The sequence below is a fragment of the Nonomuraea jabiensis genome, from assembly GCF_014204795.1.
GTDB lineage: Bacteria > Actinomycetota > Actinomycetes > Streptosporangiales > Streptosporangiaceae > Nonomuraea > Nonomuraea jabiensis.
In genome coordinates this window covers 12,009,685-12,032,415 of the sequence record NZ_JACHMB010000001.1, presented here as the reverse complement: position 1 = coordinate 12,032,415, position 22,731 = coordinate 12,009,685, and the positions used below count along the sequence as shown (strand labels likewise).

Here is a 22,731-nt window from a genome sequence, read left to right as displayed (position 1 = left end):
TGTCCCTCCTCTCGGGTGCGGATGGGTTTCACCTGGTGGTGGCCGGCGAGGACGAGCTTAGGCGCATGGGGATCAGGATGGCGTAGCCGTACATGAGCAGCCCTAGGGCAATCATGAAGATGATGGTGGGCCACTGCCAGATCGGCGGGAGATGAAGGGCGAGGAACCATCCGGGGTTCTCGACGCCGAAGATCTTCATGATCATGGGCACGAGTCCCTGGGGGAACAGGGGAAGCCAGGCGATGGTGTAGCTGATCGTGACGCCGATGCGGTGGTGGAGGGGGAGGTCCGCGGTGGTGGGCTTGTCGGGCTGGGGTGCCGGGCCGTGCTTCATGAGGTTGAGCAGATCGATCCCGTGGTTCTCGAGTCGGCGACAGGCGATCTTGCCGAGTCCCCAGGCACTGAGGGCGCCGGTCAGCACACCGGTGGCGATGCCGGCCCAGGGGTGAAGGAGGATGGCGCCGGCCGTGGGAAGGGCGGTTGCGGGGACCGCGACGAGCACGAGCCAGGCGAGGCCGGATTGGGCGGCTTCGTCGGCGCCGGTGCTGAGCGGGTTGCCGCCGCGCTTGTGGGGGTCGGTGCCGGGGACGAGCGAGGTGACGGCGAGCAGGACGATGATCCCGGCGCCGCCGCCGAGGAGGGCGGGGAGCAGGCCGAGTACCCACGGCCAGGCCCAGGTCTGGCCGCTGACGAGGGTACCGGCCAGGGAGAGGACGACGGCGGCCGGGCCGACGATGAGGAGCCAGGCCAGCTGGCGGCCGCGTACGTCGGCGCGTTCCGCGCCGGGGGTCATGAGGGTGAGCCATAGGGCGGTCCCGTCGGCGCCGTAGAGGTTGGCCGAGGACGCGGCGGCCATCACGATCGCGATGAGTCCCGTGAAGGGGATCATGATCCAGCTGTCGATGGTGAGAAGCAGGAGGGGGGTGACGAGGGCGTAGGAGAAGGCGGTGGCGAGGAGCTGGATGCGGACGAGGTCGCGCCACCAGGCGCGCAGCTCCTTGGCGGCGGCGACGCGGGCGCCGCTGGTGGCGGGGAAGGGGCGGGGGGCGCCGCGGCGGGGCGGCACACCGCCGCGGGCGGCCGAGACGACGCGCCGCGACAGCAGGCCGGCCCAGGCGGCCAGGAGGAGGGCGATCACGCCGGCGTTGGCGACGAGGATGGCGAGGGCGAGGGGCCAGGGGGCTTCGACGGCGGCCACGCCCCATCCGGAGGGCAGGACGCGGACGAGAACCCGGGACCAGGCGGCGGTGTCAGCGCCGCCGAGGGCTACGGCGGGTGCCCAGCCGTTGCTGCACAGGGCGATGGCGGTGCCGGTGACGATGCCTGCGGCGGCCGCGGTGGTACGGGATCTGAGAAACAGGCCGATGAGCGCCACGATGACGCGGGAGATCATCACCATGGTGATGAGCGTGATGACGGCTGCCGCCAGTCCGACGAGCACCCCGACCGGGCCGAAGCGCCAGCCGTACACGGGCAGGGACAGCAGGGCGATGAGATTGACCGCGGGCGCGGGGCCCGCGAAGGCTCCGGCGAGCAGTGCCGCCGCGATCCGGCCCGGCGCGGCCGGGAGCATGGAGAAGTATTCGGGGCGCAGGGCCTCGTTGCCGCCCCCGATGAAGATGGGGCCGAAGATCCAGCCGGAGAGCCACACGGCCAGGGTGAGGGGCAGATAGGCGGGCCACAGGACGGCGACGGCGATCGTTGCGAAGGCGAGGATCAGCCCGAGCGAGACGCCGATGTAGAGGTTGGAGGCGCTGTCGCCGCGCAGGGAGTTGCGCATGAGTGCCAGCCGCATGCGGATCATGTGCTGGGCCAGGGCGGCCGGGCCGGGGGTCAGGAGGTGAGCCATGCCAGCCCTTCCATTCCTCCGGTACGGGCGCCGACGAGGTCGACGAAGGCGTCCTCCAGGGTTCCGGCGCCGCGTACGTCGGCCAGCGGCCCGGCGGCTACGACGCGGCCGTCGGAGATGACGCCCACATGGTCACAGAGCTGCTCGACGAGGGTCATGACGTGGCTGGAGATGATCACTGAGCCGCCGTTGCCGGCGAACCTGCGCAGGATGGCCCTGATCGTGGCTGCGGAGACGGGGTCGACGGCCTCGAAAGGCTCGTCCAGGACGAGCAGGCGGGGCGCATGCAGGAGGGCGACGGCCAGGCCGATCTTCTTGCGCATGCCGGTGGAGTATTCGATGACCAGGGTCCGCTCCGCGGAGTCGAGTTCGAGGATCTGGAGGAGTTCGTCGGCGCGCTCGGCGACGACGGCGGGCTGCAGGCCACGCAGCAGGCCGAGGTAGGTGAGGACCTCGCGGCCGGTGAGCCGTTCCGGCATGGCGTTGCCGTCGGGCAGCACGCCGATCAGTGCCTTGGCCTGAACAGTGTCACGCCAGACGTCCACGCCGAAGATCTCGGCGCTGCCGGCGTCGGGGCGGAGCAGGCCGACGGCCATGGCCAGGGTGGTGGTCTTGCCGGCGCCGTTGGGGCCGACCAGGCCGTAGAAGGATCCGGCGGGGACGGTGAGGTGGATGTCGTCGACGGCCACGTGGTCGCCGAAGGCTTTGCGGAGTCCGGCGGTGCGGAGGGCGGGCTCCCGGTGTGTTGGCATGCCTTGAGAATCGCGCGGGGGCGAGGGTGAGGGATCGCCCGGCCGGGGAGCGGGGTGGTGGATTCCGGCATCAACCGATCGGTTGATGCCGGGGGCGGCTGGTCCGTGTCGCGGGTCACGGCGTCTCTGTCCACCGGCGCACGTCCGGCCGGCACGACCAGCCTCTGAACAGGCGCGGCTCCGCCTCAAGCCGAGGGCACCTCGACCGCTTTCGGCGAGCGCGACGCCCGTGCACCCCACCCGACCCGAACCGCCAGGGCATGGGGGATCTGTCAGCGTCCCCGGCAGGTGCGGAGCATGTTGAGCAGGGCCTTCTTCTCGTTTCTGGTCACGAAGAGCCGGTAGTGGTGCTTCACGGTGATCCATGAGGTCGCGTAGCGGCACCAGTAGGCGCGGCGCGCCGGACGCCAGCTCTGCGGCCCCTGTCCGCCCTTGGCGATGTTGGCGGAGTGGCTGACGACGATCAGTTCGGGGCGGGTGAGGTCGTTGGCGAAGGCGCGCCTGCGTGCCTGGCTCCATCTGCTGGCGCCGGAACGCCAGGCGTACGACAGCGGCACGACGTGGTCGACGTCCACATGCCTCTCGCTCTTCAGCCACTTGCCGTCGTACGGGCTGTACCAGCGGCCCTTGACGGGGTGGCACGCGGTGTTCTTGCGCACGCGTCGCCCGTCGCGGGCCAGCACCGTCTCCCGGGTGTCGCACTTGCCCCTGTGGTGCGCCCACCGGGGCAGGAAGCGCCGGTGGGTATAGCCGCGGATGGATAACGCTCTGGCGACCTTCAACTCGGACAACATGCGGCGGGCGAGCGCGGCGCCGGCTTCGGCCTGCGGCTGCTTGCGGGTGTCGGCCGCCGCCGGCGGGATGGCGATGATCGGGAGGACCAGGAAGGTGAGCACGGCCACGTGGATTGTCCGACTCAAAAAGATCATGGTTCCATCCATACCCGGTAACTCCCCGTTGCGGGCGGCGCCACTCACTGCGTCATGTTCATGTGGCGCTATGGCACACGGTGCCCTGAGCTGCGCGATCCGGCCGCCTCCCGCCAACCCGCGCCCGGCAACCCCCACGCCGCCCCGAGCGCGCCGGCCAGGGGAGGTGCCGGTAGGGCATGAGCCTGGCGTGGCTCATCGAGATCACCAAAGCAGGGCAGGTGCCTCCGACGAGCGGGCTGCGTGCGGTGTGCTCGTTGAGGATCCAGCCGGTCGTGGGCGCCGCGCCGTGCCATGCCGTCAGAGCAGGGGGCTCACAGGAAGGCGTGGACCTGGCCGGCGAACTCCTCCGGCGTGACGATGCGGATCCCGAGCGATTCGGCCTTGGCGCGCTTGGAGCCCGCCTTCTCGCCCGCCACCAGCAGTGACGTCTTGGCCGACACGCTGGAGGACGCCTTGCCGCCCGCGCGTTCGATCAGTTCGTTGACCTCGTTGCGCGACAGCGTCGCCAGCGGACCGGTCATCGTGCCGGTGACGACCACCGACATCGCCGCAAGCGGCAGCTCGACCTTGGGCTCCTCGCCTTCGGCGGGCGGCGTGGCGCCGGGCTCCGTCATGTTGACCCCGGCCTGGACGAGCTTGTCGATGAGCGGGGCCAGCTCGATCAGCTCGGCCACCACGACCGGCGCCTTCTCCGAGCCGATGCCGTCCACCTGCTGGATGGCCTCGGCGTCGGCGGTGCGGATGGCGTCCATCGTGGCGAAGTGGCGGGCGATGCGGCGGCTCATGGACCGGCCGGTGCCGCGCACGCCGAGCGCCGCGAACACCCTGCTCAGCGGCCTCGTCTTCGCCTGCTCGATGGCGGCCAGCAGGTTGTCGGTGCTGGTCTCGCCCATGCGCTCCAGGCCGAGCAACTGCTCGCGCGTAAGGAAGAACAGGTCGGCGAAGTCGGCGATGAGGCCGGCGTCGAGCATCTGCTTGACGCGGTTTTCCGCCAGCCCCTCGATGTCGAGCTGGTCGCGGCCGACGGCGTAGATGATGGAGGCGATCGCGCGGCACTCGCGCCCGCGCACGCACCGCCACCGCTCCTGCGAGCTGTCGATCGCGTCCCCGCACGACGGGCAGACCTGCGGGATCTCGATCGGCCGCTCGTCGCCGGTGCGCAGGTGGACGACCGGCGCCTCGACTCTCGGGATCACGTCGCCCGCCTTGTAGACGGTCACACTGTCGCCCAGCATGAGGCCGCGACGCGTGATGTCGGCGACGTTGTGCAAGGTGGCGTAGGTGACGATGCTGCCGTCGAGCTCGACGGGCTCCAGCACGGCGCGCGGGGCGATGACACCGGTGCGGCCGACATTCCACTCCACGCCGAGCAGTTTGGTGATCTTCTCCGTGGCGGGCAGCTTGTAGGCGATGGCCCAGCGGGGCGCGCGGGAGCTGAACCCGGCCTCGGCCTGGTCGGCCGCCAGGTCGCACTTGATCACGATGCCGTCGATGCCGAACGGCAGCTCGGCGCGGACCGCCGCGATCTCCCCAACCCGCTCCTGCACGCGCTCGAGAGCGTCGGCCACGATCCCGGCGACCGGCGTGGCGGCGGTGGTCTGCACGCCCTGCGCGGCCACCCAGTCCATGATCTGGCTGTGCGGCAGCTCGCGCAGCCGCACCGCCAGCTCGGAGTGGTCGTCGGGCGGCGGCACCACGCCGTAGCCGAAGAAGGTCAGCTCGCACACGTACGGCCGGTCCTGCGCGCGCAGCGTGCCCGCGGCGGCGCTGCGCGGGTTGGCGAACGTGGTGCCGTCGTGCGCCTGCCGCTTGGCGCAGGCCGCCTCGAACTGGGCCGTGGTCATCATGACCTCGCCGCGCAGCTCCACCGTGACCGGGTCGGCCAGCCGGTCGGGCAGCCCGACGATGGTGCCGATGGCGTGCGAGACGTCCTCGCCCGCGCTGCCGTCGCCCCGCGTGACCAGCTGCGCCAGCCGCCCGTGCCGGTAGCGGGCCGAGATCGCCAGCCCGTCGAGCTTGGGCTCCACGCTCCACGCCGTCACCGGGCGGCCCAGCCGGCGCTCCAGCCCGGCCGCCCAGTCGGCGAGCTGCTCGGCGCCGAACACGTTGTCCAAGCTCAGCATGGGCACCGTGTGCGGCACGTCACCCACCACGGCCCCACCGGCCACCTTGCCGGTCGGCGACGACGGCAGCACCGCCTCGGGGTGCGCCTCCTCGTACGCCTGGATGCCCCGCACCAACCGGTCGTAGGCGTCGTCGTCAAGCGCGGAGGTGCCGTCGGCGTAGTAGGCGGCGGCGGAGTCGACGGCGAGCTGGACGGCCTCGGCGTAGGCCGTGTCGTCGGCGAGGACGGTGAAGGGGAGCGTCTCGGTCATGGCACCACCATGCCGGTCGCGACCGACAGTTTCGAGCCTGGGCGACGGTGTCCGGTGCAGGGGTTTCGCTCGCTCAGCAGCATGTCGGGCGGCGGCGTTCCGGACGCCTGGACGAGACCGGCACCGGCAACCTGCGGGCCACCATCGAGCAGCCCGGACCAGGCCCCTGAGCAAGGCGTTCGCGGGCGCGGCACCGACCGGTCCATGAGCCGCCGCATCGCCCGCCGCTTCGCCGCGATGGGCGCTCGTAGTCGGTTGGTTCGCGCGATGGGCGCTCGCCGTTGGTTGGTTCGTGGGTCGCTGGGTCGCCTGCCGCTTCGCCGCGATGGGCTCTCGTCGTCGGCTGGTCCGTGGATCGGTGGATCGCCCGCCGCCTCTCCACGACGGACGCTCGCCATCGCGATCATCGCCGCTCTGCCGTGCGCGCGTCGAGCTCGCGGACATCGGAGGTCGCGCCGGGTGAACGGCGCAAGCGGCCGGATGCCGTTGATCGGGATGATCAACCCGCCAGGGCTTCGGCGTCAGGTGAGGGGCCCGGCAAGCGCCGGGCCCCTCACAGCCCCGTCAGCTGACGGAGTAGGCGCGGATAACCGTCTGCTTGACGGTCGTCCCCGACGTGTCGGTCGCCGTGACCCTCAGGGAGACGAATCCAGCGGTGCGCGGGTTGGGCACGGAGGCCGTCCACCCGGAGCCGGTCGGGATGCTCGGCAGGGGGAGCCAGCTGGCACCGTCATCCGAGGACATCTCCAGCCGGAGCGACTTCACCTTGGCCTGGGGTGCGCCGGGGTTGCGCTCCACCCGGACGGGCACCCTGGTCACCGTGCCGGGACGGGCGCGGTTGAACGAGTCGAGGCCGCTCGGGGCGTACCGGACCGCGAACAGCGGGAGCGGTCGCGCCTCCGGCGTGTTCGCGGACGTGAAGGTCCAGGCGGACTCCACGGTCGACGACAGCGCCGTGTCCGGCACCTGCCTGCGCATCGAGGTGGTGAGCGTGTACCGGCCCTGCTCCGACGGCAGCGCGGCGGTGAGCAGGCAGGGCTTGGACCGGCAGCCGGCCGGCGCGGTCTCGGCGATGGTCCGGCCGTCACGGGTGAGGGTCGCGGTGCCGGTGGCGGCGTCGTCCGCGCCGGTCCGGCCCTCGACGCCGTCCGCGAAGAGGCGGCCGGCGTCGAAGGAGAGCTCGTCGCCCGTGCGGGTCCCGTTCGGCTGCGCGAACGAGGGGCCGGTGACGGCGGCGTTCCACACCTCCTTGGTGCGGCCGCGCTTGATGACCTTGCCGGCGTCCCACACCCGCGACGTGCTCGTGACCCAGGCGCTGTCCCAGGTGAGGCCGGGGGTGCGGTAGTAGGTCGCGGTGCCGGGGAGCGTCACGTCCCGCTGGAGCGTCGCGTACAGGCCGCCGCCCAGCTCGTCGTCGAGTCTGGGCGTGAAGTACGGCCGCCCCTGCGCCGCGACACCGGAAGCGAGGAACGTCGCCTCCACCTCCGCCAGCTCCGCACGCCTGGCTCGTTGTCCCATGTCCGCCGGGAGACCGCCGGTGCGGTGGTCGACCAGGTCATAGAGGGAGCCGCTCGTGGAGTCCCAGACGGACCTCAGCTGGTAGCTCAGCCCGGCCTCGCGCGTGGGGACGGCGTAGACCTCGCGGGTGGGGTCGAGGTCGAAGGCCCGCCAGGCGATCGACCACTTGCCGAACCTCATGGCCAAGTCGACGACCTTCCTGGGCGTGGCCGCGGGGTCGTCGACGGTGAAGCTCGCCGGCCGGCCCTGGCGGGCGTCCAGCGTGATCTGCTGGTCCCCGTCATCGATCCGGACGGTGGCGTGGGTGATCGTCAGCGAGCCGGACTCGGCGATGTCGGCGTACAGGTTCCACCGTCCCTCCGGCAGCCGGATCCTGGCCGTGCCGCCTTGGAACACCGGCGTCCGGACGGCGCCGGTCTCGGGGTCGTAGAGCTGGGCGAAGACGAAAGGAACATCGTCCTCCCGGCCGACGGCGGAGATGGTCAGGTCGTACGACTCCGGTTCGACGTACGCCCCGGCCAGGGTACGGATCTCGCCCTGTCCCGAAGTGGCGGTGACGACGCCGGGGTAGTCGCCCGGGGCCTTGCCGGTGGCGTCGATGGTCAGCGTGACCGACGCCGTGCCGCCGGCGGGCACCTCGAGGCGCTGCGCGGACAGCTTCAGCACCTCGCCGCCCTGCGTGCTGAGGTCCAAGGTGACCGAGGCGTCGCCGGAGTTCGTGTACGTGATCGTCTTGGTGGAGACGCGCTCGCCCTGGCCGTCCCAGGGGAAGGCGGCCCACACGTTGGCGGGCTCGGCCACGACCTGCTGGGCCAGGGCCCGTACGAGGTCGACCCGGCCAGTGCCCTGCTCGTACGGCCTGGCGCCCGGCGTGGGGGTGGCGCTGCCCATGAGGGCGGCCTTGAGCTGCCGGCCGGTCCAGCCGGGGTGCCGCTGCGCCATGATCGCCGCGGCTCCGGCCACGTGTGGTGCGGCCATCGAGGTGCCGCTGTACTCCACGTGCGTACCGCCCGCCTGGGCGGCCATGATGGCCACGCCGGGGGCCGTGAGGTCCGGCTTGATCGCGTGGTCGCCCTCGCGGGGTCCCTTGCTGGAGAAGCCGGCGATCTGGTCGTCGTCGCCGACCGCGCCGACCGACAGGGCGGCGTCGGCGCTGGCGGGGCTGGACACCGGGAACTGGCCGCCGCTGTTCCCCGCGGCGATGACGAACAGCGTGCCGGTCCGCTCGGACAGCGTGTTCACCGCCTGCTCGATGGGGTCGAGCTCCGGGGTGTCCGGGCCACCCAGGCTGAGGTTGACGACCTTGGCCTTGATCTCGGTCGCGGCCCACTCCATCCCCGCCAGGATCGCGGAGTCCGAGGCGCCGGCGCGGCCGCCGATCTTGCCGATGGCGAGTTGCGCGCCGGGCGCCACTCCCCGGTACTGCTCGCCGGCTCCGGCCACGATGGAGGCGACGTGAGTGCCGTGCCCGAGGTTGTCGCGGATGTCTGGCTCGTCGGAGAAGTTCCGTTCGTGGGCGACCACGCCCTTGAGGTCGGGGTGATCGGGGTCGTAGCCGGAGTCGAGCACGGCGACCGTGACGCCCTTGCCGGTCATGCCCTGCTTCCAGGCTTCGGTGGCGCCGATCTGCTTGACGCTCTTGTCGAGGGTCCAGGGGCGCAGGCCGTCCAGCCAGAGCTTGGCCTTGCCCGCGGCCAGCGCCCGGGCGCCGCCGCCGGTCAGGTCCTTCCAGGTCTGGGCGGCGTTCTTCTTCGAGACCCGGAGCGTGGACATGCCGAGCCCGGCGAGCCGCCGTGTCCCCGGCACGTCCACCGACTGGGTGATCATGGGGATGTCGGGGCGGTCGGCGTCGCCGTACCGCCATTGCAGCAGTTGCGTCACGTCGAACAGGCGCCGGTCCAGGACGCCCTGGGCGAGCAGGGGGCGGGCGTCGAACGGGATCACATGCAGGTGGCCCTCGATCACCTGCCGGGCGAATCCCGTCTGCCTGCCCGGCCCGGGCTCAACCTGCACGTTTCCGCCGGTGACCACGACGCGGTCGCCGGTGATCAGGGTGACGGCGCCGGTCGCCGCGCCGGTTGTCGTGCTGGTCGCGGGCCGGTCCGGCGGGGGTGCCACGGTGATCGTACTGGCGAGGAGCGCGGACGCGAGTATGCCGCCTAAGCTCATGAACTTCCTCCAGCAAGAGGTGATCTTGAATGCGGCAAGTGACCATACTCCTTTCAACGAAGTATGGTCAAGAAACTTCGCGCGCCTGAGGTCATCGTGTCGATCGGGGAGGCGGCTGTTCGTGTAGAGGGCAGGAAAGCCGGGCTGCGGTCGGTGCAGCCGGGCGAAGAGAGGAGGCGTCATGTCCAAGCCGAAGGTCCTGCTGACGGGCCTGGGGATTCCTGAGTCGCCGCGGTGGCACGAGGGCCGGCTGTGGTTCTGCAACTGGATCGCCAGGGAAGTCGTGGCCGTCGATCTTGAGGGCACGTCAGAGGTCGCATCCGTACGGGGCCCGGTGCCGATGGGATACTCCATCGACTGGCTGCCCGACGGGAGGCTGCTGATGACCGGGGACAGGCTGCGCCGCCAAGAGCCGGACGGGTCGACGGTCACCGTCGCCGAACAGGGCGGCAACGAGATCGTCGTGGACGGGCGCGGCAACATCTACATCAACGGGGCGGACTTCGACTTCGCCGGTGGCGGCGCGCCCGAGCCCGGCTACATCAAGCTCGTCACCCCGGACGGCGAACTGCGCCAGGTCGCCGACGACATCCAGTTCCCCAACGGCATGGTCATCACGCCCGACGACCGGACGCTGATCATCTCCGAGTCGTTCGCCGGGCGGCTCACCGCGTTCGACATCGACGCGGACGGCGGGCTGTCCAACCGGCGGATCTTCGCCGACGGCGTCGCCCCGGACGGCATCTGCCTGGACGCCGAAGGCGCGGTATGGGTCTCCACCGGCGGGTCCACGATCGCCCGCGTCGCCGAGGGCGGCAAGATCCTCGAAAGCATCGAACTGGCGGAGGAGCAGGCACCGTTCGCGTTGATGCTCGGCGGTCCGGACCGGCGTACCTTGTTCGTCCTGACCGCCGAGTGGCGCGAGTCCGATGGCGTCGTGGACAACCTCCAGCGGCTGACCACCGGACCTCGCACCGGGCAGATCCTGACCCTCGCCGTTTCCGTACCTGGTGCCGGCAGACCCTGATCGGGATCACGGTACGGCGCGAAGCCGGCGCGTCCGGTGCGCTGACCACGGTGCCGGGACCGAGGCCGGCCCGCGTCGGGATGCCGCTTTCGATCAGGACGGTAGATGCCACGGCAGCGCGATCGGCGAGGCCGGGAGATCCCCGGCCGCGAGCCGCGCCACCAGCGGGCCGAGCTCCCGGGGCACGACCTCCTCCCCATCAGGCGGCGGCCCGGCCAGCTCGGCCTGGGTCCACCAGTGGAAGCGGTCGGTCACCGCCCGCTCCTCCTCGTCCATGCCGGAGGTGTCCACGTCCAGCCCGTCCACGCGCAGCAGGAAGTAGAAGTCGCGGGAGAAGAAGCGCCGCCCGCCCTCCGACCACGGGCCCTCACTCGTCGCCACCACCGGGCCAAGCGCTTCCGGGGCCACGATGTGCCCGAGTTCCTCCCGCAGTTCCCTGGCGGCGGCCTGCTGCTCGCTCTCGCCGGGATCCACGCCGCCTCCCGGCGTGAACCAGGCGTAGCGGAGCCCCTCCACCTGCAGGAACCTGCCCCGGTAGAGCAGGATCCGGCCGGCGGGGTCGATCAGCAGGACTCGGGCTGACGCCCGAGAGATCACTTCGCTCATCGCGTCATCTCCACGGTGATGCTGCGGGCGGGGGATCATGCCATCGCGCTCATGGCCCGTTCGATCTTCTCGTTCGGGAACGGCGTGGTCCTGCTGGTGCCGTACAGGTGCCAGTAGAAGTCGTTCACGGCCGCCGCCACGGGCGCGTACCGGCGGATCACTTCGGCTACGGCCGGCGGGGCACCGGCGGGATCCATGCCGTCCGCGCACGCGCGGACGTACTCGTTGCGTTGTACCGGTATGCCGTCCGGCGGCACCGTCACCCCGCAGATGTGGGTGACGAGCCAGTTGACCAGCCGCATCAGCGCGTAACCGATGTCGTGCGTACGGTTGCGCGCCAGGAATCCCATCTCCTGCGTGGACAGGTCGAACCGAGAGGAGGTCGCCAGTCCGAGGTCGGCGATGTACAGGCGTTCACCGTCGGTGAGGATGTTGCCGAAGTGGCCGTCGAAGTGCATCAGCTCCTGACCGTTCATGAAGGCCACGTCGGTGCGCAGGCACGACTCGACCATGGCGCTCGCCGCTATCGCGGCGTCCTGGCCGGCGGTGAGCTGAGCGGCGAGCCAGTCGTGGAGGTTGTACGGGATGAACTCCTGAAACAGCACGATTCCGGCCGAGGCCCGGGCAAGGGCGTGGAGACGATCCCGTACCCCCGGCGATCCGTCCCAGTACCGCACGACCGCCTCGACGTCGGCGTGCTGATCGGTGGGCGGCGGCGCCCCCGGCAGCACCCGCCAGTGATACAGCAGCGGAAAGGCCGCACTGCGCCCGGCCAGGACCCAGTTGGTCGTCATGACGTTGGCCGCGAGCTCACGCCACGCACCGAAGCTCGGCCCACCGATCCCGTACTGGCAGAACGGAGGCAGCCCGAACAGGTTCGCGGTGGACATCACGTTGCCCGCGCGGCGCTCCAGGTCGGTCAGCGGGATTCGCTTGGCGAAGACCGGCACGCCGTCGACGGTCAACAGTACGGAGGTGCCGCCGATCCCCGAGCCCAGGACCTGCGCCTGCTCCAGCGACTCGGCGAGCTGCCGGTCACTGTGCAACGCCAACGCGCTGGCGACCTCGCTGTACCGGTGGACACGCTCGCTCTGCGACATGCCCGGCGGGGTGTGTTGCACGTCCAATGGCAGGCACCCTTCTTGATCAACTTTGCCTGTCAGACGCTACCCTGTCACCCTCGCCGCTCGCGCAAGATGGCGATGGTGCGCCTGGCGTAGTCGCCCTGCGCCTGCTCGCACACCTGGACCCCCGCCCCCGGGCGGCAGTCGATGTAGACGGCCGCCGCCGGCCGGCAGAAGTCGCGGCCCGAGCCGAGGGTGTACGCGTGTCTGCATCTCTGGTACTGAACGTCACCTTCGAGGCAGAAGCGGCGAGGGATCTTCGCGCCGTTGACGCTCCGCGCCTGGCAGGCGCGGTAGACCGGCGCGGCAAAGGTGCAGATTAACCCGCCGCCCCGGTGAATGCAGGCGGCGTACCTGGCGGCTCTGTCGCACCGGAGCGTCGACCTGCCCAGGAACCGGCAGTACCGGTAGGCGTTCGCGACGAACTCCGTGATCTTCGGGCACGGGGGCGGGTCCACCTCGGCACGGTCGCAGTCGGCCACGAATGCCCGCTGGTCGCGGTCGAGGGCCCTGCTGCCGCGGCACCTGCCGCCGGCGAAGCCGGACGCCGCGCAGCGCTCGTACGTCGCCTCCTCCTTCGCGCAGCTCTTCTCGTCGGGGGCGTCCTCGCAGGACTCCACCAGCTCCGAATCCATGGTCTCCGGAGCCGCGGTCTCCGGGGCCGTGGTCTCCGGGGCGCTCGTGGTCACGGGCGCCACCGCGGTCCGCGGTTCGGGTTCCGGGCTCACCTCGCCCGTGCCGTGACTCAGATATACGGAAGCCGCGGCCACGGCTACAACGGCGAGGACGCTGTATATCCGGGCGCGCCTGCGACGGTTTTCGACGGTCATCGTCATGCCTTTTGTGGATAGCCCCCGCTCGGTTCCGTGTAGATCATGCCACGGACCACTGTCGTCGCCTGTTTTCGGCCGGTCCGAAAACAGGGGCCGGTAAACGGAAATGGCATGGGGCCGATCATGAACATAAGGTGGACGCCGGCCATTCCATGCGCGAAAGGGGCGAGGATGATCGAGACATTGTTCGATGAGGACTATTTGCGTGACCCGCATTCCGTATTCGCGCGGCTCCGCGAAGAACGCCCGGTCTATCGCACCGCGACCCCGCAGGGCGTACGGGTCTGGGTGGTGAGCCGGTACGAGGACGTCAAGGCGGCCTGCACCGACCCCCGCCTCAGCAAGGACTTCACGAACAACCCGGACATGATCAAGTCGAACGAGCTGGAGGGCGGCGACAGCAGCGGTTACGAGGCCGTGGTGCCCCACAACATGCTCTTCGTCGACCCGCCCGACCACGCGCGCCTGCGGCGGCTGGTGGGCAAGGTGTTCACGGCGGGCCGCGTCCAGGCGTTGCGCCCCCGTGTCGAGCAGATCAGCGCGAGCCTCCTCGACAAGGTGGGCCCGGAGTTCGACCTGCTGCACGACTACGCCGTGCCCCTGCCCGCCATGGTGATCGGGGAGCTGCTCGGCATCCCCGAGAACGACTGGCCGCAGCTCATCAAGTGGTCCAACACCACCATCGAGGGCGCCGTACTGGACCCGCAGGTGGTCGTGCGGGCCGCCACCGAGTTCACCACCTACCTCGCCGAGCTCTGCGAGGCCAGGCGGGCCGCGCCGGCCGGCGACCTGCTCAGCGCCATGGTGCAGGCCCAGGACGAGGAGGGCGCGCTGAGCGCGCGGGAGCTCGTCGACACCGCGTTCCTGCTCACGGTCGCCGGCCACGAGACGACCGTGCACCTGATCTGCAACGGGGCGCTCGCGCTCCTGCGCCACCCCGACCAGCTCGCCAAGCTCCGCGCGGACCCCGGCCTGCTGCCGGCGGCGGTCGAGGAGTTCCTCCGTTACGACGGGCCGGTCAGCACGTCCACCCTCAGGTTCACCAAGGAGCCCGTCACCATCGGCGGCACGCAGATCCCGGCGAGGCAGCTCGTGCTGGTGTCCTTCCTGTCGGCCAACCGGGACGCGGCGCAGTTCGCCGACGCCGATCGCCTCGATGTCACCCGGCCGCCGGGCCAGCACGTCGCGTTCGGGCACGGCATCCACTACTGCCTCGGCGCCCCGCTGGCCAGGACCGAAGGCGCAGTGGCCTTCCGCCACCTGCTGGAGCGGTTCCCCGGCCTGCGGCTCGCCGTCCCCGAGGAGCGGCTGGCCTGGCGTCCGGGGCTGCTCATGCACGGCCTGACCAGCCTGCCCATACGGACCTCATAAGGCGCCCTCCGCCGCGTAGGCGGATTTTTCGGGATTCGACGCTCGTGTCCGGGTCGTAGATCATGGGAGGCCGAGTGGCTGAAAGGTGCTGTGCATGCGTTACCGTCTGCTGGGCCGGACCGGGCTCAGGGTCTCCGAGCTGTTCCTCGGCGCGATGACCTACCGCGAGGTGTCGCCGGAGGCGCGGCGCATCTTCGACCTGTACGCCGAGTCCGGCGGCAACGTCGTCGACACGGCCTCCATGTACGGCGAGAGCGAGAACGTCGTCGGCGAGCTGCTCCAAGGACGCCGTGACCGTTTCGTCCTGGCCACCAAGTACACCGGCAGCCGCGACCGCACCGACCCCAACGCCGCCGGCAACCACCGCAAGAACCTCGTGCTGTCGCTGGAGCAGAGCCTGCGCCGGCTGCGTACCGACTACGTCGACCTGTTCTGGGTGCACGTCTGGGACCGGCACACCCCGATCGAGGAGACGATGCGCGCGCTGGACGACGCCGTGCGCGCCGGGAAGATCCTTTACGCCGGCATCTCCGACGCCCCGGCCTGGCTGGCCAGCCGGGCCAACACCCTGGCGGAGTGGCGCGGGTGGACGCCGTTCGCGGGGTTGCAGGTGCCGTACAGCCTGCTGCGCCGGGACGTGGAGCGGGAGCTGCTGCCGATGGCGCAGGCGTACGGGATGAGCGTGACGGCGTGGGGGACGCTCGAACGCGGCGTGCTGTCGGGCAGGTACAACGAGCCCGGCGCGCCGGCCTCCCGCGTGTCGCCCGACTCCCTCAGCGAGCGGGAGCGGACCGCGGCGCGCGTGGTCGTCAAGGTGGCCGGCGAGCTGGGCGTCACGGCCTCGCAGGTGGCGCTGGCATGGGTGCTCGGGCGCGGGGTGCATCCGATCGTCGGGGCGAGCACCGTGGACCAGCTCAAGGACAACCTGGGGGCGTCAGGGATGGCGCTGCCGGAGGAGGCGGTACGGCGGCTGGAGTCGGCGGTGGAGTTCGAGCTCGGCTTCCCCCGTGACTTCGTCGAGGAGGTGGACCGGAGCCCGGCGATCTACGGCGACGCGGTCCACCTGCTGGACGGCCGCTGACCGCAAGCCGTCGGGGTGGCGGTGGGGAGCAGGGTGCGGGCCAGGCGGTAGGCCTCGGTGAGGTCGTCGCCGCGGTAGTCCAGAGCGGCGAGGTCGGCGAGGTGGTGGTCGGCGTTGACGGCGACGGTGTGCGGCAGGTGGCGGAACAGGGGCGCGTCCGACATCGAGTCCCCGTAGGCAAGGCACTGGTCGCGGCCGAGTCCGAGCCGGGCGCGGGTGCGGTCGGTGATGCGGACCTTGTCGGCGGGCGTCAGGACGCCGCCGGGGTCCAGGGGCGCGGTGAAGGGCAGGGGCGGGAAGGTGGAGGCGGCGACCTCGTCGAAGCCCAGCTCCAGCAGGTGGCGGGCGAAGAAGTCCGGGGCCATGGTGATGACCAGGGAGTGCTCGCCGCGGGCACGGATGTCGGCGCAGACCTCGGCGATGCCGCCGAGCCAGGGGGCGGCGGCGTAGGCGGCGGCCACGACCTGGGGGGTGAGGTCGGCCCAGAGGCCGGGAAGGGCGGCGGAGAAGCCCCGGGTGTCGAGCTCGCCGGCGGCGAAGCGGGCCTCCATCTCTAGGAGCCGCGGCGTGGTGCCGGTGTGGCGGGCGATCTCGAGACTGGCGGTGGTTCCGGCCAGGAGGGTGCCGTCCATGTCGAAGATGTGCAGGATGCCCATGGTTGCCCGATTATGCCAGGGCATCCCGCTGCGAAGTGTTGAGCGTCTACTAAGTGGTTACTCTCCGTGGTGCTTGGGGCGGGCATGACCGGCCCCCGCACGGCTGGCACAGGGTTTGCGTCCGCACTGCCATGACGTTGCCCACCACGGGTAGCAATAAGCCGAGGCCTGCTCAGGGCGCGCACGGGTGACGAGGTTTGTGGAAGCTATGGGGGCGATGGCGCGGTCGCGTGCGGGGAATCTGCCACTGGAGCTCACGAGCTTCGTCGGTCGCAGGAACGAGATCGCCGAGGGCAAGCGGCTGCTCACCGCCGGCCGGCTCCTCACGCTCACCGGCGTCGGCGGGGTCGGCAAGACGCGGCTGGCCCGGCGGATCGCCGCCGAGATGTCACGGGAGTTCGGCGACGGGGTCTGGCTGGTCGACCTGGCCCCGCTGGTGGCGGGCGCGCTGCTCACCGAGACCGTCGCCGACGCCGTCCGATGCCCCCGGCAGGACCCGGCCTCCCTCGCCGAATACCTGCACGACAAGCGGCTGCTGCTGGTGCTGGACAACTGCGAGCACCTGCTGCCCCAGGTCGCCGCGCTGGCCGGTGACCTGCTGGCGATGGCCCCCGAGCTGCGCGTCCTGGCCACCAGCCGGCAGGCGCTGCACGTCCCGGGGGAGCTGGTCCTTGAGGTCCCGCCGCTGACCGTGCCGGGCACGGCCGAGATGTCGATGGACGGCGCCCTGGAGAACGAGGCGGTGCGCCTGTTCGAGGACCGGGCCGCCGCGGCCGTGCACGAGTTCAGGGTCACCGACGCCAACAGCGCGGCGGTGGCGCGGCTGTGCCGGCGGCTGGACGGCATCCCCCTGGCCATCGAGCTCGCGGCGGTAAGGGTGCTGGTCCTGTCCGTGGAGCAGATCCTGGAGCGCCTCGAAGACCGGTTCCGGCTGCTGACGACCGGGCCCACCACCGCGCCGCCGCGCCAGAAGACCCTCCGGGCGCTGGTGGACTGGAGTTACGACCTCTGCTCCGAGGAGGAGCGGACGCTGTGGGAGCGGCTGTCGGTCTTCTCCGGCGGCTGCGGCCTGGACGCGATCGAGTACGTGTGCTCGGCGGACGGGATCGCCGCAGAAAGCCTCATGGACCTGCTGACCCAGCTGGTGGACAAGTCGATCGTGCAGCGCCGGGGGCAGAGCTCCGAGGTGCGCTTCGAGATGCTCGACACGCTGCGCCAGTACGGCTGGAAGCGGCTCGTGGCCTCCGGCCAGGACCAGGCCGTACGGCTGCGCCACCGCGACTGGTGCCGCTGGCTGGCCGCGCGGTCGGAGGACGAGTGGTTCGGCGAGCACCAGATGGACTGGCTCGGACGCCTCATCCAGGAGCAGGGGAACGTGCGCTCCGCGCTGGAGTTCTGCCTGGGCGAGCCGGGCGAGGCGTGGGCCGCGCTCGAGATCGCCGCCGCGATGTGGAGCCACCGGCTTTCGTGGAGCTCCCCGAGCGAGGGCCACCACTGGCTGGAACGGGCGCTGGCACAGGAGCCCGGCGCCGGCGCCGGGCGGGCCAAGGCCCTGTGGGTCGACGCCTGGCTCATCCTGCTGCGGGGCGACCCGCAGGCCGCCAAGCCGCTGCTGGAGGAGTGCCAGGCGCTGGCGGAGCGGCTCGGGGACGAGGCCCAGCTCGCCGGCGCGCTGCACATCACCGGGTTCGCGGCGTTGCTGGCCGGTGACTTCTCCCGGGCCATGGAGCTCCTGGACGAGGCGCTGACCCGCCGCCGCGCCCTCGGTCACCGGGGGCACGCGTGGGTGGCCCTCTTCCAGCTGGCCATGACCGCCGTCCTCATGGACGACCCGCGGTCCACGGCGCTCTGCGAGGAGGTGCTGGAGACGGCCGAGCACGCGAACGCCGAATGGTCGATCTCGTACGCGCTGTGGGTCGCGGCCCTCGACCGGCGGCGCCAGGGCGCGCTGCGGGAGGCCGTGACCATGATGCGGGACGCCATGCGGCTGAAGGTGCGCTGCAACGACCACCTCGGCCTGGCCCAGTGCCTGGAGGGGCTGGCCTGGATCCTGGCCGACGACGAGCAGTACGAGCAGGCCGCCCGGATGCTGGGCGCCGCCCACATGGTCTGGCAGTCGATCGGCACGTCGCTGCCCGGGCTCGGGCACCTGGTCGGCGCCCACGACCGGTGCGAGTCCGACCTGCGGCGGCATCTCACGGAACGGGCGTTCAAGGCGGCCTTCGACCGCGGCGCGGAGCTCACCCCCGAGCAGGCCGCCGCGTACGCGCTGGACGAGAAGCCCGCGCGGCACGCGGAGAGTGCCCAGCCCGAGTCCTACGCCACGTCCATCCTGACCCGCAGGGAGCGGGAGATCGCCGACCTGGTCGCGAAGGGCCTGAGCAACAAGCAGATCGCCGAGACGCTGGTCATCGCCCAGCGCACCGCGGAGTGCCACGTCGAGAACGTCCTGCGCAAGCTGAACTTCTCCTCCAGGTCGCAGATCGTCAAGGCGTGGGAATCGCGCCGGCCCGATGGCGAGTGAGCCGCGCCCCCGGCCGGGATCGGCGGCGGACCCCGATCCGCTCGTCCGGATCCGGGGGCTGCGCAAGCGCTTCGGCGGCATCCACGCCCTGCGGGGAGTGGATCTCGACCTCCGCGGCGGCGACGTCCTGGCCCTGCTCGGCGCCAACGGGGCGGGCAAGTCGACGCTGATCAAGATCCTGGCCGGCGTCCATCACGCCGACGGGGGAGAGGTCGTCGTGGCCGGCCGGCCCCTGGGCAGCCAGGCCGCCTCCGCCGGCATGGCGTTCATCCATCAGGACCTCGGCCTCGTGGAGTGGATGACCGTCGCGGAGAACATCGCCCTCGGCACGGGCTACGCCCGGCGCGGCGGCCTCATCTCCTGGCGCGCGGTACGCCGCCGCTGCGCGGACGCCCTCCGGATCGTCGGCTCCCGCCTAGACCCGGACGAGCCGATCGCCGGCCTGGCGCGGGCGGAGCGCTCGCTGGTCGCCATCGCCCGCGCGCTGGCCACGCACGCGCGGATCATCGTGCTGGACGAGCCGACCGCCTCCCTGTCCGCCGCCGAGTGCGAACGCCTCTTCGGCGTCCTGCGCACGCTCCGCGACCGGGGCCACGGAATCCTGTACGTCAGCCACCGGCTGGACGAGGTCTACCGGATCGCCGACCGGGTCGCCGTCCTGCGCGACGGGCGCCTCGTCAGCCAGGGGCCGCTCGCCGGCCGCGACCCGGCCGAGCTGGTGCGCGAGATCGTGGGGCGAGAGGAAAGGGCCCACCGGGGCCGGGTCCGCCGGCCGGGAGCGGTCCTGCTGAGCGTGGCCGGCGTGCGCGCCGGCCGGGCGGGGCCGGTGGGGTTCGACCTGCGGTCCGGCGAGGCGCTCGGCCTGGTCGGGTTCGCGGGAGCCGGGCACGCGGACCTCGGCCGCGCGCTGGCCGGCGTGTCGCCCATGCCGGCGGGCCGCGTGCTGCTCGCCGGCAGCCCGTACCGGCCGGCCTCGGTCGCGGCGGCCGTCGGCGCCGGGGTCGGTTTCGTGTCCGGCAACCGGCAGGAGGAAGGGGCCGCCGCCGACCTGAGCGTGCGGGAGAACCTGCTGGCCAACCCCGGCGCGCGCGGCCGATCGCCGCTGAGCCCGCTGAGCCCGCGCCGCGAGCGCGCCGAGACGGCGGCGCTGGCCGAGCGCCTGCGCGTCCGCCCGGCCGACCCTGAGGCGCCGTTCGCCGCCCTGTCCGGCGGGAACCAGCAGAAGGTGCTGATCGGCCGCTGGCTCGGGGCCCGCCGCCGGCTCCTGATCCTGGAGGAGCCCACGGCGGGCGTCGACGTCGGCGCCAAACCCGAGATCCACCGGCTGCTCGACGAGGCCCTGGCGGCCGGGGCCGCCGCGCTCCTGGTCTCCGCCGACTTCGAGGAGGTCGCGACCCTGTGCGACCGGGCGCTCGTGTTCGCGCGCGGAACGGTGGCGGCCGAGCTGGGCGGCGACGCCCTCACCGTGGCCGCCCTCACCCGGGCGGCCACGGCCACCCCTGGGACGGGCCGTTGCTGACGGACGACCTCACGCCCCGCAGACGGCGCTCCGCCGGCCGGCTGATCGGCGGGTACGGGCTGCTCGCGCTGGCCGTCATCCTGTTCGCCGTGTTCGCGCTCGTCCTGCCGGACACGTTCCCGACCATGGCCAACCTGACCGCGATCGTCTCCGCGTATTCGATCATCGCGGTCCTGGCGCTGGGCGCGATGATCCCCGTCGTCACCGGGAACTTCGACCTGTCCCTCGGCTACGGCCTGGGCCTGTGGCACGTCACGACGCTGCTGCTGATCGTGAACGCCGGCTGGCCCTGGCCCGCCGCCTGCCTGGCCGTGCTCGCCGGCGGGCTGGCGGTCGGCGCGGTCAACGGCCTGCTGGTGGAGCTCGCGCGCATCGACTCGTTCATCGCGACCCTCGGCACCGGCAGCATCCTGTACGCCGTCACGGGCTGGGTGACCCACGGCGCCCGGATCTTCCCGGGCTCGCAGGGCCTGCCCGAGGGCCTCACCGGCCTGTACGACTCGACAATCCTCGGCCTGCCGACGCCCGCGTTGTACGTGCTCGTCCTGGCCGCCGTGCTGTGGCTCGTGCTGGAGCGGCTCCCCGTGGGCCGCTACCTCTACGTCATCGGCTCGAACCCGCGGGCGGCGGAGCTGGTCGGGATCCCGATCCGCCGGTACGTCGTCCTCGCCTTCGCCGGATCCGGCCTGGTGACCGGATTCGCGGGCGTGCTCCTCGCGGCCCAGCAGCAGATCGGCAACCCGAGCGTCGGGCTGGACTACCTGCTGCCGGCGTTCGTGGCCGCGCTGCTCGGCTCCACCACGATCAAGCCCGGGCGGGCCAACCCCTGGGGCACGGTCGTCGCCATCGCGGTCCTGGCCATCGGGCTGTCGGGGATCAGCCAGCTCGGGGCGGACTTCTGGGTCACCCCGCTGTTCAACGGCGCCACCCTGCTCGTCGCCGTCGGGCTGGCCGGCTGGTCCGCGCGGCGCCGGGCGCACGCCGGCCGGAGCCTGCCATGAAGCTCGCCCGCCTCGTGGTGCTCGCCCTGGTCGCCGGCGGCTGCTCGCTCGGCACCCCGCCGCCCGGCCCCGGAGGGCCAGGGGGGTGCCACAGCGTGGTGCACACCGCCAGGCGGGCGGTCGCCCGCGCCGAGGCGACGGACGTGCCCTGGGGCGGCCCCACGAGCGGGCCGCGCGCCGTACCCGGCAAGAGCATCGTCTTCGTCGCCTCGACCATGACCAACCCCGGCGTGGCCGGCACCGCCGACGCCGTGCAGGAGGCCGCCCGGTCCGTACGGTGGAGCTTCCGCGTGATCGACGGCCAGGGCACCCCCGCCGGGATCCGGGTGGCCCTGGGCGAGGCGATCGCCCTCCGGCCGTCGGGCATCGTCATCGGCGGGTTCGACCCGGAGTCCGTGGCCCAGCAGGTCAGGCAGGCCAACGAGGCCGGGATCCAGCTCGTGGGATGGCACGCGACCAAGTCGCCGGGCCCCAGCGCGAACCCCCGCCTCTTCACCAACGTCACCAGCCGGGTGGAGGACGTCGCGCGGATCAGCGCGTACTGGGTCATCGCCAGGTCGAACGGCCGGGCGGGCGTGGTGATCTTCACCGACTCCTCGATCCCGTTCGCCGAGAACAAGGCCCGCCTCATCAGGCAGACCCTGGCGACCTGCTCCGGAGTCCGGCTCCTGTCCTACGAGAACATCCCGCTCCCCGACGCGGGCACCCGCACGCCGCAGGAGGTCTCGTCCCTGCTGTCCCGCTTCGGGGACCGGTGGACGTACTCGGTGGCCATCAACGACGTCTACTTCGCCGACGCCGCTCCCGCGCTGCGCGCCGCCGCCCGGCCCGGGGAGGGTCCTCCCCACTCCATCGGCGCCGGAGACGGGGACCCTTCGGCGTTCGAGCGGATCCGCGCCCGGCAGTTCCAGCACGCGACCGTCCCGGAGCCGCTGAACGCGCAGGGCAGCCAGATCGTCGACGAGCTCAACCGCGCGTTCGCCGGGCACCCGCCGAGCGGGTACGTGTCGCCGGTGCACCTGACCACGGCGGCGAACGTCGACGGCGCCACGGCCTGGGACCCGCGCGGCTACCGCGAGGCCTACCTGCGGATCTGGCGCGGGTAGGCCCTGCCCGGTCCGGCGGGCGGAAATTTTCCGAAATTTCGTAGATCTGAAAAAAATTTGAGCAGAAGGCGCAAAAGTCTGGACCGACGGCTTCCCGGAGGCGACGATCCGATCATCGATCCAAGATCGCGGGTATGTCCGGGTGCCTGAAGTCCCGGGCGTAACCCCTGCTCAGGACCCCGCCGGGTTATTGCGCTTCCGATGACACGCTGAGCGCCGCACAACTCGCTCAGCCCACCGCCCCGTAAGCCCCCTGGAGATGGTTGATGGATCTGCCGAGTGAGTTAG

At 71.8% G+C, this 22,731-nt stretch carries 16 protein-coding genes; 7 read left to right on the top strand and 9 right to left on the bottom strand.

The window, feature by feature from the left end:
- Positions 1–28 precede the first annotated feature (28 nt).
- The 5 genes from HD596_RS54875 to HD596_RS54855 all read right to left on the bottom strand — a co-directional run bounded on the left by HD596_RS54875 (position 29) and on the right by HD596_RS54855 (position 9,595).
- Positions 29–1,849, bottom strand: coding sequence for a hypothetical protein (locus HD596_RS54875; RefSeq protein ID WP_185077330.1), 1,821 nt, complete (start codon positions 1,847–1,849; stop codon positions 29–31).
- Entirely contained in the window at positions 1,834–2,601 is a 768-nt protein-coding gene (locus tag HD596_RS54870; RefSeq protein ID WP_185077329.1) for an ABC transporter ATP-binding protein, read from the bottom strand. The genes HD596_RS54875 and HD596_RS54870 overlap by 16 nt, the downstream gene beginning before the upstream one ends.
- 272 nt (positions 2,602–2,873) lie before the next feature.
- Positions 2,874–3,530, bottom strand: a complete 657-nt coding sequence (locus HD596_RS54865; RefSeq protein ID WP_185077328.1) for an HNH endonuclease family protein — start codon at positions 3,528–3,530, stop codon at positions 2,874–2,876.
- Positions 3,531–3,844: 314 nt separating this feature from the next.
- A complete protein-coding gene (gene ligA / locus HD596_RS54860; protein ID WP_185077327.1) occupies positions 3,845–5,908 on the bottom strand; it encodes an NAD-dependent DNA ligase LigA in 2,064 nt (687 codons plus the stop codon).
- Positions 5,909–6,472: 564 nt separating this feature from the next.
- Entirely contained in the window at positions 6,473–9,595 is a 3,123-nt protein-coding gene (locus tag HD596_RS54855; RefSeq protein ID WP_185077326.1) for a S8 family peptidase, read from the bottom strand.
- A gap of 181 nt (positions 9,596–9,776) precedes the next feature.
- On the opposite strand from HD596_RS54855, the gene HD596_RS54850 reads away from it, so the two are divergent.
- A complete protein-coding gene (locus HD596_RS54850; RefSeq protein ID WP_185077325.1) occupies positions 9,777–10,622 on the top strand; it encodes an SMP-30/gluconolactonase/LRE family protein in 846 nt (281 codons plus the stop codon).
- A gap of 93 nt (positions 10,623–10,715) precedes the next feature.
- Here the strand turns inward: HD596_RS54850 and HD596_RS54845 are convergent, their stop codons facing one another.
- Genes HD596_RS54845 through HD596_RS54835 form a run of 3 tightly spaced genes read right to left on the bottom strand, consistent with a single transcriptional unit; the run spans position 10,716 to position 13,041 of the window.
- Positions 10,716–11,228: an NUDIX hydrolase gene (locus HD596_RS54845; protein ID WP_185077324.1), complete on the bottom strand. Its 513-nt coding sequence runs from the start codon at positions 11,226–11,228 to the stop codon at positions 10,716–10,718.
- Between the two features lie 35 nt (positions 11,229–11,263).
- A complete protein-coding gene (locus tag HD596_RS54840; protein ID WP_313047694.1) occupies positions 11,264–12,349 on the bottom strand; it encodes a serine/threonine protein phosphatase in 1,086 nt (361 codons plus the stop codon).
- Between the two features lie 53 nt (positions 12,350–12,402).
- Positions 12,403–13,041 carry a hypothetical protein gene (locus tag HD596_RS54835; protein WP_185077323.1) on the bottom strand — a complete coding sequence of 213 codons (639 nt, stop codon included), beginning with the start codon at positions 13,039–13,041 and terminating at the stop codon, positions 12,403–12,405.
- A gap of 315 nt (positions 13,042–13,356) precedes the next feature.
- Between HD596_RS54835 and HD596_RS54830 the strand changes: the two genes are divergently transcribed.
- Both HD596_RS54830 and HD596_RS54825 read left to right on the top strand, forming a co-directional pair.
- Positions 13,357–14,556 (top strand): cytochrome P450 family protein, encoded by a 1,200-nt coding sequence (locus tag HD596_RS54830; protein ID WP_185077322.1) that lies wholly within the window; start codon positions 13,357–13,359, stop codon positions 14,554–14,556.
- A 94-nt stretch (positions 14,557–14,650) separates the two neighbouring features.
- Positions 14,651–15,637, top strand: coding sequence for an aldo/keto reductase (locus HD596_RS54825; protein ID WP_185077321.1), 987 nt, complete (start codon positions 14,651–14,653; stop codon positions 15,635–15,637).
- Here HD596_RS54825 and HD596_RS54820 read toward each other — a convergent pair.
- The gene (locus HD596_RS54820; RefSeq protein ID WP_185077320.1) at positions 15,601–16,293 is read right to left on the bottom strand and encodes an HAD family hydrolase; all 693 of its coding nucleotides are present in this window, start codon (positions 16,291–16,293) and stop codon (positions 15,601–15,603) included. The genes HD596_RS54825 and HD596_RS54820 overlap by 37 nt on opposite strands.
- Positions 16,294–16,510: 217 nt before the next feature.
- Between HD596_RS54820 and HD596_RS54815 the strand changes: the two genes are divergently transcribed.
- Genes HD596_RS54815 through HD596_RS54800 form a run of 4 tightly spaced genes read left to right on the top strand, consistent with a single transcriptional unit; the run spans position 16,511 to position 22,443 of the window.
- Positions 16,511–18,817: a LuxR C-terminal-related transcriptional regulator gene (locus HD596_RS54815; RefSeq protein WP_185077319.1), complete on the top strand. Its 2,307-nt coding sequence runs from the start codon at positions 16,511–16,513 to the stop codon at positions 18,815–18,817.
- The gene (locus HD596_RS54810; protein WP_185077318.1) at positions 18,807–20,336 is read left to right on the top strand and encodes a sugar ABC transporter ATP-binding protein; all 1,530 of its coding nucleotides are present in this window, start codon (positions 18,807–18,809) and stop codon (positions 20,334–20,336) included. The genes HD596_RS54815 and HD596_RS54810 overlap by 11 nt, the downstream gene beginning before the upstream one ends.
- Positions 20,330–21,337 (top strand): ABC transporter permease, encoded by a 1,008-nt coding sequence (locus HD596_RS54805; protein WP_221520049.1) that lies wholly within the window; start codon positions 20,330–20,332, stop codon positions 21,335–21,337. The genes HD596_RS54810 and HD596_RS54805 overlap by 7 nt, the downstream gene beginning before the upstream one ends.
- On the top strand, positions 21,334–22,443 hold the full coding sequence (locus tag HD596_RS54800; protein ID WP_185077317.1) for a substrate-binding domain-containing protein: 1,110 nt from the start codon (positions 21,334–21,336) through the stop codon (positions 22,441–22,443). Before HD596_RS54805 ends, HD596_RS54800 begins: the two co-directional genes overlap by 4 nt.
- The last annotated feature ends 288 nt before the right edge of the window (positions 22,444–22,731 follow it).